We start from the raw sequence: 12,365 nt of genomic DNA, 5'->3' as shown, positions 1-12,365 counted from the left end.
TTCTATATGTTTTTCCTTAATTTTTAATACTTAATTCAAATACAATTTAGCCATGTTAAAACAAGTAAAATTAAAAACGCTCTTCTCTTTATCTACAAAATCAGCATTCGCACTGCTTATCGCAGCCACAGCCTTCACCCAGATTGCGTGTAACGATGATGACAAGGTAGTTGGCGACGGCAGTGTTCAAACCGACCCAACGGCCATTATCCCGACCAAGGGAAAAACCTACACTTATCAAATCAAGGACGAGGACGGTTCGGTTGCCACGCAGATCACCCGTGTAAAAAATGTCAGAGACTCATCTGGAATTGCTGTTTTTGACATTGAAAATAAAATTTCCGGCGACGGCAGCGAAACGGTGCTGATGATGAAATCATTCAGTAAAGGCGGCGTGACGACGAATGAGATCGCCTTACCCGCTGCTTACGCAACCCTCTTGGAAGAATTTAAAGGTAGTGATTTGGTAAAAAGCATTAAGATCAGTGGATTTCCACAGTACCAGCTTTTGGAAAACACCGCAGCAGTTGGCAATAAAATGACATTCAAAGGCGAGCCGATCAAGCTGAATCTGGTCCTGGCTTTTGAAGAAGATGGGGAAGAATTTACTACCGAAATCGACGCGGTGCTTACTTATGAAGACGGTGCCGTGAAAAAAGTTGAAAGCGTGACCACCCCGGCAGGAACTTTTAGTTGCAGTAAATGGGAATACAGCTATGAACTGATTACCAAAACCTTCATGAACGGCGAGCTTCAGGACCAATCCAATGAACTGAGGCTCGTCAGCGAGTGGACGTCTCCGGGTGTCGGCGTTGTAAAATCCGTTGAGAGTGATTTGTTAGGGACACCAACTTCGGTGACGGAGCTAAAAAAGGTGGATTAACTTCGGCTGCAAAAAAAGCTTCATCCAGCATTCGTAAGCCGATTGCTGTTAGCCGACAGCCCCCCCAAACACTCCTTTCAAAACCATCAGACACATGACTACAACTATAAATCATACATTTCCCAGTGCTGTTCGCCGGACGCGCAAAAAACGCAGAAACGTAATTACTGTCCACATGGCGACGCGGGTATTCTACCTGGAAGCGCATGAAATCACGCATATGCGAGGCGAAGGCAATTATACGTACGTTCACACCACCCTTGGGAAAAAGTATCTAATTTCCAAGACGATGAAGACTCTGCAGAAGATCCTCGATGCCGGCTATCTTCGTATACATAAATCGTTTATGATCAATCCCGACCATGTCGTATCGAGGCTTGCTTGCGGCAAGGTCCTGATGAGTTGTGGTGCTCAAATACTGATTGCACGAAGACGTATCCGCGAAACAGACCAAAATCTGACAACTGAATATTTAGGGGCAGGATAAATTTAGTGATTAATGGAGTTAGGTTAACGGAAGATTCCCGGCCAGCTGGCTGGGAATCTTTTTGTTTTTAATAAACCATGCAGTTATAAAAGTTGTATTTAAACATGACAACAAATTGAAAAGAAAAACAGGATCATTACCTTTGGAAACCGAAAACGATCCCCTTTTCTGGCTAACCCAATCATTAAAAACTTACACACAATTGTATGACAGATCGTAAATTCCCAATTGGCCCTTTCATCAAACAGGAAAATTATTCTGAGGAGCAATTGCATTCCTTTATCCGGATTATAGAGACAATTCCGTCGCAATATCGAGCACTCGTGGAAAAATTATCAGAGCATGAGCTGGAAAAAAGATACCGCGAAGACAGCTGGACGATCAGGCAAATTGTGCACCACGTGGCTGATATTCATTATTTGTATTATCTGCGTATGAAAAAAGCGATCTCAGAACCAGATTATAAAGAAATGACGCTTATCGATATGAACGCTTGGTCGGTTATGCCGGACTCACTTTCAGGCCCTGTTTCCGGTTCGCTCCTGGCCCTTGAAGGAATTCATCAGCGGTATATATTGCTGGCAAAATCACTCACAGAAGAACAGCTAAACATCAGTTACTTTCATCCGGCCAGACAACTTTGGTTCAGTCAAAAAGATGCCCTGGCGATTGCAGTTTGGCATGCAAATCACCACATGGGGCATATAAAGTGGGCATTGGAAGAAATATGATTTTTATGATATCACCTCTAAATGTCTGAAAGCTCGGTGTGGGAACATACCGGACTTTCAGCTTATTACCCCGAAGCCTGCTTTCCTTTCAACAACGTTTTAAGATCAGGATGATACTGTGAAGTTAGAAAATGCGTGATTTCAAATTCGGCAAGTTTGAGTTTGTAAAATGGATCTTCGCTGATAATCTTGTTAACCTCATCCTCTGATTCAGCGAGTGCCAGAATTATCCCACCTTCCCGAGGCACCTTCCGCCCCGACGCGACAAATACATTTTTACGATAATATTTTTTAAGATAGCGAACATGAGCCGCCATATGCTTATCAAGCTCTTCAAGCGGGACGATGTAGGTTAGGTTGATGATGAACATGATGAGGCTCGGAATTAGGTCCACAAATATAATTTAACTAGTTAAAATTTGTGCCAAAGTCTCTTTCTGATATAATTCCTCTATTTTAGTCGAAACAAACTTACCCTCAACTGATGCAGCAAGGATTATATGAAAAGTTAATTACTCAACTGATAGCCTCAAAACTTGAAACCCTTGACCAGAAGGCATTTTTTGTTAAAGAAACATATGTAGAAAAAAGCGAAGCAGCTAAAATACTGAGTCACTTCTTAAATGAGGTAATCAATCGCGGATTAAGTATTATCATTGGCGAAAACCCATTGGAGAAACAAATTGATATCTCTAATAAAATAATCCGACTGCTCAGAGATGAGCTTGATGAAACTGATTTTAACGAAGATCTAATAGCTGTTAACGGACGGATACTTAATGCAGTTTTTTCTAAGATAGACGCTCCGTTTTCAGATTTTGATAAACATTTAAAAGAAATAACACCTTATACACGCCTTAGCCAGAGCGAATTATTTACGGGCTCGAATGTTGGCATTTCCCTGGAAAGCGAATTAAAAAAAGAAATTTTATCTGCGGATAAAATTTGCTTCCTTGTCTCCTTTATAAAATGGTCTGGGATACGAATTTTTCAAAGGGAGCTTGAAGAATTCACTAGCCAAGGAAAGACGCTAAAAATTATTACCACTTCTTATATGGGTGCGACAGATTTGAAAGCCGTGGAATATCTGGCGGGCTTACCAAATACACAGGTTAAGATTTCATACAATACAGAAAACGAACGCCTTCATGCAAAATCCTATTTATTTTTCCGAGATACTGGTTTTCATACAGGTTATATTGGTTCTTCTAATCTATCGAGAAGTGCATTAACCAACGGATTGGAGTGGAATTTAAAAGTTACCACGCAAGAAATTGGTCATATCATTGACAAGTTTTCGAAAACCTTTGATACCTATTGGCAGGATAACGAATTTGAATTTTTCCGAACTGGCGAACATACTGAAAAACTAAAAGTTGCGCTTAAAAAAGAAAAAAATAGAGATAAAAATGAATCGTCATCTTATTTTGAAATAAATCCTTTTCACTTTCAAGAGGAAATATTAGAAAAATTTACTGCCGAAAGGATAATTCATAACCGGTATAAAAACCTTTTAGTAGCAGCAACCGGCACCGGAAAAACAGTTATTTCCGCATTTGATTTCAAAAGATATTATGCTAAAAATCCCGCTGCCCGCCTCCTTTTCTTGGCACATAGAAAAGAAATCCTAATTCAGGCCCGAGCAACGTTTGCAGGAATTTTAAGGGACAATAATTTTGGTGAGCTTTGGGTAGACGGATTAGAACCTGACCGTTATGAATTTGTTTTCGCTTCTGTCGCGACTTTGAAAAACAGAATAGAAACAATGACACTTTCAGAAAACTATTACGATTTTATCATTGTAGATGAAGTTCACCATATCACTGCAGATAGTTATCGACCGATTCTGGAAAAATTTAAACCAAAGATTTTATTGGGATTAACTGCCACCCCGGAGCGGATGGATAACGAAGATATTCTGGCTGATTTTGATAATACCATCGCTGCTGAAATTCGATTACCAGAAGCACTGAACCGAAAGTTGCTTTGCCCTTTTCAATATTTTGGCATTACGGATAGTATTGATTTATCAAACGCCTCCTGGCAAAACGGACGATATTTACCAGGAGAATTAACCAGAATTTATACTCAAAATGATATCCGAGTTGGAGAAATTTTAAATAATTGCGCAAAATATTTAAGAGATTATGAAGATGTGCGTGCGTTAGGTTTCTGTATTACACGAGAACACGCGCAGTACATGGCTGAAAAATTCACCCTGGCCGGCCTGAAAGCCGATCATCTTGTCAGTGGCAATGACCGTGAGGAATTGAGATCAACGATTAAAGCCAGATTTAGAAAAAAAGAAATCAATTATTTATTTGTCGTCGATATCTTCAATGAGGGTGTGGATATTCCAGAGATTGATACTGTTTTGTTTCTCAGGCCAACGGAAAGTTTGACCGTATTTTTACAGCAACTCGGCAGAGGATTACGATTGTCTGAAGGAAAAGAATGTCTTACCGTTTTAGATTTTGTTGGCAATGCAAGGTCAGAATACGATTTCGAAGGAAAGTTCAGGGCTCTGATCGGGAAAACGAATACTTCCACAAAAGATGAATTGGAACGAGATTTCCCGCATCTTCCTTTGGGTTGTTCGATCGTTTTGGAGAAAAAAGCAAAGGATTTTATTCTGCAAAACATCAAACTTGCCACTCAATTGAACAGCAAACAATTGGTAAATAAAATTGTCAACTTCAAACATCAGACGACCTTACACTTAACTCTTAGGAACTTCACTGAATTCTATCATATTCCTCTCCAAACTATTTACAAAAAGGGCACTTGGAGCAGATTATGTTATCTTGCCAATCAAATTGGTGACTTTTCAACAATCATTGAAAGTGAAGTAAAAAGAGCAATTGCCAAGAAATGGCTCTGTTGTAATTCATACAGCTATTTATCATTTATTTTAAAACTTGCTAAAAAGAATTTTCAAATAAATATTACAACGTTCGATGAATCAGAAAAACTAATGCTCGCCATGTTGCATTATGATTTTTGGCAAATAAATTCTGGATCTGAAAACCTTCAAAAGAGTATCCGAAAACTTGGCAGTAATCCAGTCCTTGTACAAGAGATAATCGAAGTTATCGAACTTTTAATTGACCGGATTTCTCATATTGAATTAGACATTGATTTACCTTACGCGCAACCACTTAAAGTCCACAGTCGTTATACGCGAGAGCAAATTTTAGCTGCATTCGGAGAAAGCACCTTTGAAAGAAAATCCAGTAACCGGGAAGGCGTAGTAAATCTGGATAGCAAGAAAACCGAACTGCTACTCATAACGCTTGAAAAAACAGAAGAAAATTATTCACCGACCACTTTGTATAATGATTATGCCGTTAGTGAAACGCTATTCCATTGGCAATCTCAAAATAGCGCTCGGCCAGAAACTGGAAAAGGCTTAACTTATGTCAGGCAAAAAGAGGCGAAGAAAACCATTTTACTTTTTGTAAGGGAAAGAAACGAAGACGAATTTGGAAACACTTTCGCCTATGTATTCCTTGGAGCCGCAAATTACCTGGACCATTACGGGTCAAAGCCGATGAATATTCATTGGAAATTAGAAGAACCAATTCCGCACTATATGTGGAAGGAAACTGCTAAGATGGCGGTTGGGTAAATTTTTAGTGCCGTAAATTATTAAGAATAAAATTGATAATAGATGCAAATTACACCACGGGTAAGTAAGTCACTCAACTATATCCTTCAAACGAAGGTAATAGCTGTCATTATTTTTTTCGTGACAATAGGTGAAGTAAACGCACAAAACCTAGCCATCGTCTTCATCGGAAACAGCATCACCCAGGGCAAAGGCGGCCCGGATGGATTTCCTCCGCCAACTTATACGGTCAATTATTTGAAGGAGCAAAAAGAAGTTCAGGATATAATTTTTGCTAATTTGGGAAAGAGCGGATCTACTACTTTGGATTGGCTGCCGGGTAGCGGTAAGTATTTTATGAAGGTGATTGAGGCGGCTGATACTCTGTTTCTTAAAAAAGATCATCAACTGGTTTTTTCCATGAAACTAGGTACGAATGACAGTGCCATCCAAGGGCCGAACGGCGCGCCTGTTTCGAAAGAGAACTACCAGAAAAATATGAAAACCATTATTTCTGAAGTTCTTAGGCGGTATCCGGGTAGTAAAGTGATTGTCCACCACCCGATCTGGTATAGCCCCAATACCTATAATAGCTCCAAATACCTGGCTGAGGGGCTTAAAAGGCTTGAAAGCTATATTCCGCAAATCGACCAAATGATTTCGGATTACCAGATTTCCGACCCTGGGCGCGTTTTTAAAGGAGATACCAAAGCGTTTAAATATTTTAAGAAGCATTATCTCAAATTATTAAAGCCTGAGAAAGGGCAACAGGGAACATTTTATCTACACCCGAATGAAGAAGGAACTGTAGTTTTAGGCAATTATTGGGGAAAGGCAATTGAGAAAAGAATACTCTGATCAAATGAGTATCCCTTTCAACATTTTTTTTAACTCTGTTAGAGCTATTGCACTCAACACCTTAGTAATCCCCCTCTTTCAAAAAGAACTGAACACCATCACTTTCGACCGTTTCCCAGTCATCTCCGGAAAACTCTGCTTCACAATATTCTTCGTAACAAACTTCCGCATCGAAAATTCTTAACATTGTCGTCACAATCATAGGATATAATTCCATGTCGTCGATTTCGAAGGCAAGCTGGATTATATCGACCGAATCGCTGTAACAAGCCATAAAAACCTGGAATTGCCGCCATGACTTCTCCTTCGCTTTTTCGAAATTAGCCGTATCGCTGCCCGTATTTTTCAGTTCTTCATATTCGTTGTCCCAGAATATTTCCCATTCCTGAAGCATTTCAGGAAGGAGAATATGTTTTTCAATCCCTCCGGCTTCGTTGTAAATCTTACTCCATATAAACTTACTTGTCATGGTTCCCAGCTCAACATAAGACCTTTTTTCAACGAAAGATCTAAGCCTGGATTTTAGTCCGGCAACGGTATCCATTTGAAAATCGTCGCCCTCGGCAGTACCAAATTCTAGCGTATTATCAATCACAAGTGCTTCATATTCTTCTGCATCAAGACCGGAAAATTTCTCAAAAGCAGTTATGAATTTATCGTAAGCCGGTATTCCGTCGTGACCATTTTCATTGTCAAACATGCTGCGCGCGATGCCCTGGATACCGGATTCTTCTACAATCCTTTCGACCTCACCTTTTATCAGGTCCAGAACATCAGTTTTGCCTTCAATTCTTAATGTATCATATCGTTCTTCGAGATACGTCTTAAAACTTACGAGAGAATAAAAGTAGGAGTCGTCCGGAGACAGATCTTCGTTTTCCTCATCCCATTCGTCTTCGTCTACCGTATACCCTAATGAAAAAGAAAGACTGCCGGTCTCATCTTCGATGCGGCAATATAAATTTTCTTCTTCCTCTCCGTTTAAATAATAAGTTATTACCATTGTAATTTACAGGTGGATTGAACCACGTTTTAATTTGCCTGTTATAATCTACCAAAACAGTAAATAAGCACTGATCCTTCCCCTCCATCGCCTTTCACCACCAACCCATTCGCGATCAGATCCTGAGTATCCCGACCATCTGCGTCCCGCGACAAAGCATTATAAATAACGCACCTCTCCTAACTCTGTTGAAAGCGCAGCTTCGTCCCAATTGAATTATGGCCAGTTTTTTCTTTACTGGAAGTACAAACTCATGACCTTTTTGCAGCGATTATATAAACAATCTCCGCAAACTTGCAGAGATTACCTCATTTATTTTCCGCACTACTCATAGTTTCTACGTCAAAGTCTACGAAAATATTGATCCAGATTGCCCTGCCTAACCTGATAATAATCGGTTGCAAGGAAAACAAAATGATGGTGATTACTACGAAAAACCATTCAAGCTGCATTTTTACAAAAACCAGCAATAGTACCGACAAAAAGGTCATAATAAAAATAACAATCGGAAAACTTGTCCACAACGCACCGATGTAAAAGCCTGGTTCAATCTGGAAATCCTGATTACAGACCAGGCAACGATCCGGCATTTTCAGGGAGTTTTTAAAACTATATGGATTCGGCTTCGTAAACAAATTTCCTTTGTGACAGCGCGGACATTTCAGTCTGACGACACTATATAATTTTGACATACTGTCTGGATTAGAACTTTTTCTTTCGCTGAAATTAATTTTACTGCTTCTGGCTGGCAGGTTTATTTTTTAAACGGTCGCCCGCCGGACGGCTTTTTCACCATCCGGCGGGTAAAAACCAAAAACATTTAATATGACCAAAACCTGTAATTGTAATGTAACTAATTGATCGTATACCTGCACTTCCCACACAACAAGTAAAAGCTACCTCCCGGCTATTTGTGCCCTAATCCTGCTTAACGACGGCCCCTTGATTCCAAGATATGAAGCTATGTGACCTAGTGAAACTCTGTTAGTGAGGTCAGGAAAATTGTTTAATAAAGACAGATAGCGTTCTTCGGCCGACTGACTCAATAACGCTTCAGATTTGGATTGGCTGTAAACAAAATACTGTTCAGCCAAAAGCCGCCCGAAGCGCTCCCATGCATGTGATTGCGGATATAACGACTGTAAATGATCGTGACTGATCATGATAAGTTCCGAATCTTCCAGCGCTTCGATATTATACGGACAGGCGGTTTGTGTCAAAAAACTCTTCAGGGAAACGAGAAATGTATTTTCTGCAACAAAGTAAATATTATGTTCAATCTCGGTTTCTGTGTCAACATAATAAACCCGGAAAAGTCCTTTTACGATGAAGCCTATATGCCGGCAAACAGAATTTCGAAAATTAAAAAACTCATTTTTGGGAATAGTCCGGTGCGTCCAGAAACGCGCTGCCAAACGAATATCTTCGTCGTTAAGCTGTGCAAACTGAGCCAGATTCTGATTTAAAATTTCGGTAGGATCCGCTGACATTGACTTCATTTTTTTGGAGACACGAAGATACTGTTTTTTAACGCTGCATTACCTGCAACCAGCTTTTTTACAGCCCGCTCTCGCTTTTTAACATACGTGAAAATTATTGAAAATGGTGTGATCTACCTTTGAACTGTTAAACGATAACAATTTTTAAACCAACATAAATTCAGTTCTTATGAAAACGATCATTGCATTTTTCACTATTCTTTTTTCTGTCACACTAATTTCCTGTAACTCTAATTCCAGCCCGACACCAGTTGCCAATACAGAAACCGTAGTACTTGTCCACGGTGCATGGCAAGGCGCTTATGCATGGGCAACGGTAAAGTCAAATCTTGAAAAGAAAGGTTATAAGGTAATCGCAGTGGAGCTGCCAGCGCACGGCGACGACCAGACTTCGGTTGCCGGCATCACCCTGTCAAGTTATAGTGCAAAGGTAATTTCGGTTATTGAGGCGCAGCCGTCCAAAGTTATTTTAGTTGGTCACAGTATGGGCGGCATGGTCATTTCCGAGGTCTCGGAGAAAATTCCGTCCAAAATAGTCAAACTTGTCTATTTAGCTGCTTTTCTTCCGAAATCACAACAATCTTTGCTCGAAATTTCATCTGCCGACAAACAAACATTGTTACCCGCAGCGTTGGAATTCAGTGCAGACCAGACTACCGTTTCTGTAAAAAAAGACAATCTGGTAGCTATCTTTTGCCAGGACGGGTCCGAAACGATCAAGCAGATTCTATTGGATAAAAACAGAACAGAACCTCTTCTGCCACTGACACAGAAAGTTACGCTTACAGACGCTAATTTTGGAAGTGTGCCCAAGTTTTATATCCGTACCGTCAATGATAAGGCGATCGGAATTACTTTGCAGGACCAGATGATCACGACTACACCTGTAAAAAAAGTTTATAGCCTGAATGCAGGCCATACAGCTCACCTATCTCATGCCAATGAAGTTTCTAAGATTATTGAGGAAATAAGTGCAACAAAATAAATACTGCCAACCACAAAAAATGCCTCCCGTAATTTTAGCGAGAGGCATTTTATCAATTATTTCCCTACAAGTTTCAAACCTTTCATTGCCTTGGTACCGATGGCTGGCATCTTCTGAGGCACTTCCAGAAGTTTGGTTGGCGCTTTCGGGTATTCTTTATAGTTGACCAGATACCTGTTAATCACAAAATCTTCTTCCCTCTCAAAACCTAATGATGGGCTATCTGCGTAAGCCGTCAAATCGTATAACTTTTTATGCCAGATCGCAGCGTCGAGGTTCCCGTCCAACTGGTAAACGTTTTGAAACCCACGGTCAAATTTGAAATGAATTCCCTTTTCTGCGTTAACAATCAAACTTTCCGGGTTACCGGTCAGCGTGATCGGCATATAAGTTTTTTTATCGTAGACAAAGCCGCCGTGGGTGCCTTTAATATATTCGCGCATAGCTCTCGGAGCATCGCCCACATATAATACATCCACAAGAAGAATTTGGCGGGCAGCATGAAACTGATCGGCCGAAACAATCAGAGGAAGCTCAGAAATCTTTATCATTTTAAACAGCAAAAAATCAATAGAACTATACTTTTAAGAACCTCTTATGAAGCTCTGTTCAAAAGTAAACAATACGGGATACAGAATACGATCCATCTATAGAAATATTTATAATACCTCCGTTTGATGAATACTTTAAATTAAACAAAACAAAGATCAAATTTGTGTTTTTACAATTCTGTATTTCAGCATGTTAACCAATAAAAAATTTAAAATCGCCTCTTAATAAAAATGGTATAAAAAATGTAGGATTGTATGAAACATACCTTGTGTTTTATTGGTATTTTTATTTTAAATGTGACAAAGGATACTAAGCTGTATTTGTTAGAAATTCAGCAAAACCTTCCACATTTTGGCAGCGCAGAAAGCCGCAATGAAGCGTTGCTTTTATTTAGAGAAAACTTTGGTTTACCAGACGGAAAACGACAGAAATATTGCCATTTTCCTTACTGGTCAGATACCTGATCGAAGCAATTTAGATCCGGTTATCAGATAATCTTGTAGTATCGATTAGATAAAATTCATTGATTTAAAACACACTTTAAACCAAATGTCAAAATTTACCACTTTCATCATCATAAATCGAAGAATCCATGGAAGAAGAAGCCAAAGCAATGGAACTCGCGGAAAAAATCATGGCAGAAGTATCCCAGTACTCGCTTGAAAGGCAAAATGAATTGTTGGAGACTGTGGTCCGAAAACTATCCAGCGGCCGGGATCGGGAGGCACTTGAACTGGAACATAAAGCCATGCTGATCCGAAATGCGTCACACGATCTTAAAAATCGCTTATCCATTCTAAACCATAATAAATAATTTCGTACGATTTTGATAATTTTGGGATATGCCTGATTAACGAGTAGAAATAGTTTGTAGTATTTGTGTTTAACAGCGCGAAAGATTATATTTGTAACCAGCTGCTGATCAATTGAAGCGGCTTTTTTAAAACAAGCGACAACACCCATACATATAAAATTTTCAGGCAAGATTTTTGTAACCAATATTATCAGGTAATAACTTACAAGAATTATATTTTGTAAATTTACTAAAAAGAGCTAAAACACGACAATCCTTTTCGTGGAAAATACCTAAGGTTTTCGTAAAACCTCGCTCTATTAACACCAACCGGGGGAGCCATGATTTATTTCGTGGTTCCCTCTTTTGTAGAAGTTTCCGCCTGCCGTTTGCCAAGTATTCTTCAAATTTTTTCAGGGCCTTTTCGGCATGATAATTGTCGCGTACCTTTTTATACTAAACGACACCCAAAAAATTTTTGAAAATAATTCAATTAAATTATGATCAAATCGCTCAGAAATATCGCGCTATTAGGGGAAGGGATGACAAATTTCAATGAAAAATATGCCCAGCTTGAACGAGAACATCCAACTGAGGCTGTCATCATCGACTCCGACGGAATCGTAAACGCCTACACCTATGACGGTTTTGCATTCCTGAATGAGACCTGGTACAATAAATATAGTAAAAATTGGCAAAAAGACACTTCGGAAATTGACCAGTTATTGGTAAATCTGGTGAAAGCTGCGTCAAGTCATTCGGAATCTCGGAATCTAACAAAAATAAAAGATTATCTAGCTAGTCCGCCGGATAAATTAGACGATACAATTGGAATTTGGCAAGGCTTCTATGATCCTCATTTTAGAGATATCTGAAATGGCCTCTTCATTATACTAAAAAATCACGTCCTCTCCAACGTGATTTTTTTATATCTGCGATACAGGTTTTACTACTATTTGCAATTAAA

The 12,365-nt window shown here is 39.4% G+C and carries 13 protein-coding genes; 8 read left to right on the top strand and 5 right to left on the bottom strand.

Going from position 1 to position 12,365, the window contains the following annotated elements; translation table 11 throughout:
• Positions 1–52 precede the first annotated feature (52 nt).
• The 3 genes from BMY70_RS07465 (at position 53) to BMY70_RS07455 (ending at position 2,101) form a co-directional block, all read left to right on the top strand.
• Positions 53–883 (top strand): TapB family protein, encoded by an 831-nt coding sequence (locus BMY70_RS07465; protein WP_090334083.1) that lies wholly within the window; start codon positions 53–55, stop codon positions 881–883.
• A gap of 94 nt (positions 884–977) precedes the next feature.
• Positions 978–1,370: a LytR/AlgR family response regulator transcription factor gene (locus BMY70_RS07460; RefSeq protein WP_090334080.1), complete on the top strand. Its 393-nt coding sequence runs from the start codon at positions 978–980 to the stop codon at positions 1,368–1,370.
• A 206-nt stretch (positions 1,371–1,576) separates the two neighbouring features.
• Positions 1,577–2,101: a YfiT family bacillithiol transferase gene (locus BMY70_RS07455; RefSeq protein WP_090334078.1), complete on the top strand. Its 525-nt coding sequence runs from the start codon at positions 1,577–1,579 to the stop codon at positions 2,099–2,101.
• A gap of 65 nt (positions 2,102–2,166) precedes the next feature.
• On the opposite strand, the gene BMY70_RS07450 is transcribed toward BMY70_RS07455, so the two are convergent.
• Complete coding sequence (locus tag BMY70_RS07450; RefSeq protein WP_090334075.1) at positions 2,167–2,472, bottom strand: YciI family protein; 306 nt, start codon at positions 2,470–2,472, stop codon at positions 2,167–2,169.
• A 113-nt stretch (positions 2,473–2,585) separates the two neighbouring features.
• Here BMY70_RS07450 and BMY70_RS07445 point away from each other — a divergent pair, with 113 nt between their 5' ends.
• Together BMY70_RS07445 and BMY70_RS07440 are read left to right on the top strand one after the other, a co-directional pair.
• The gene (locus tag BMY70_RS07445) at positions 2,586–5,729 is read left to right on the top strand and encodes a DUF3427 domain-containing protein (protein WP_090334073.1); all 3,144 of its coding nucleotides are present in this window, start codon (positions 2,586–2,588) and stop codon (positions 5,727–5,729) included.
• A gap of 42 nt (positions 5,730–5,771) precedes the next feature.
• Positions 5,772–6,566, top strand: a complete 795-nt coding sequence (locus tag BMY70_RS07440; protein WP_090334071.1) for a GDSL-type esterase/lipase family protein — start codon at positions 5,772–5,774, stop codon at positions 6,564–6,566.
• A 61-nt stretch (positions 6,567–6,627) separates the two neighbouring features.
• On the opposite strand, the gene BMY70_RS07435 is transcribed toward BMY70_RS07440, so the two are convergent.
• The 3 genes from BMY70_RS07435 to BMY70_RS07425 form a co-directional block, all read right to left on the bottom strand.
• Positions 6,628–7,569: a hypothetical protein gene (locus BMY70_RS07435; protein WP_090334068.1), complete on the bottom strand. Its 942-nt coding sequence runs from the start codon at positions 7,567–7,569 to the stop codon at positions 6,628–6,630.
• Between the two features lie 308 nt (positions 7,570–7,877).
• Entirely contained in the window at positions 7,878–8,261 is a 384-nt protein-coding gene (locus BMY70_RS07430; RefSeq protein WP_090334065.1) for a DUF983 domain-containing protein, read from the bottom strand.
• A gap of 204 nt (positions 8,262–8,465) precedes the next feature.
• The gene (locus BMY70_RS07425) at positions 8,466–9,068 is read right to left on the bottom strand and encodes a Crp/Fnr family transcriptional regulator (protein WP_229209513.1); all 603 of its coding nucleotides are present in this window, start codon (positions 9,066–9,068) and stop codon (positions 8,466–8,468) included.
• Between the two features lie 169 nt (positions 9,069–9,237).
• On the opposite strand from BMY70_RS07425, the gene BMY70_RS07420 reads away from it, so the two are divergent.
• A complete protein-coding gene (locus BMY70_RS07420; RefSeq protein WP_090334059.1) occupies positions 9,238–10,053 on the top strand; it encodes an alpha/beta fold hydrolase in 816 nt (271 codons plus the stop codon).
• Between the two features lie 56 nt (positions 10,054–10,109).
• Here BMY70_RS07420 and BMY70_RS07415 read toward each other — a convergent pair whose 3' ends face one another.
• Positions 10,110–10,604 (bottom strand): hypothetical protein, encoded by a 495-nt coding sequence (locus tag BMY70_RS07415; protein ID WP_090334056.1) that lies wholly within the window; start codon positions 10,602–10,604, stop codon positions 10,110–10,112.
• Between the two features lie 593 nt (positions 10,605–11,197).
• On the opposite strand from BMY70_RS07415, the gene BMY70_RS30655 reads away from it, so the two are divergent.
• Together BMY70_RS30655 and BMY70_RS07400 are read left to right on the top strand one after the other, a co-directional pair.
• Complete coding sequence (locus BMY70_RS30655; protein ID WP_143072068.1) at positions 11,198–11,419, top strand: hypothetical protein; 222 nt, start codon at positions 11,198–11,200, stop codon at positions 11,417–11,419.
• Between the two features lie 479 nt (positions 11,420–11,898).
• Positions 11,899–12,273 carry a hypothetical protein gene (locus BMY70_RS07400; protein ID WP_090334049.1) on the top strand — a complete coding sequence of 125 codons (375 nt, stop codon included), beginning with the start codon at positions 11,899–11,901 and terminating at the stop codon, positions 12,271–12,273.
• Positions 12,274–12,365 lie beyond the last annotated feature (92 nt).

It is taken from the genome of Dyadobacter koreensis, from assembly GCF_900108855.1.
GTDB classification, from domain to species: domain Bacteria; phylum Bacteroidota; class Bacteroidia; order Cytophagales; family Spirosomataceae; genus Dyadobacter; species Dyadobacter koreensis.
This window is presented reverse-complemented; position numbering and strand designations above follow the sequence as displayed.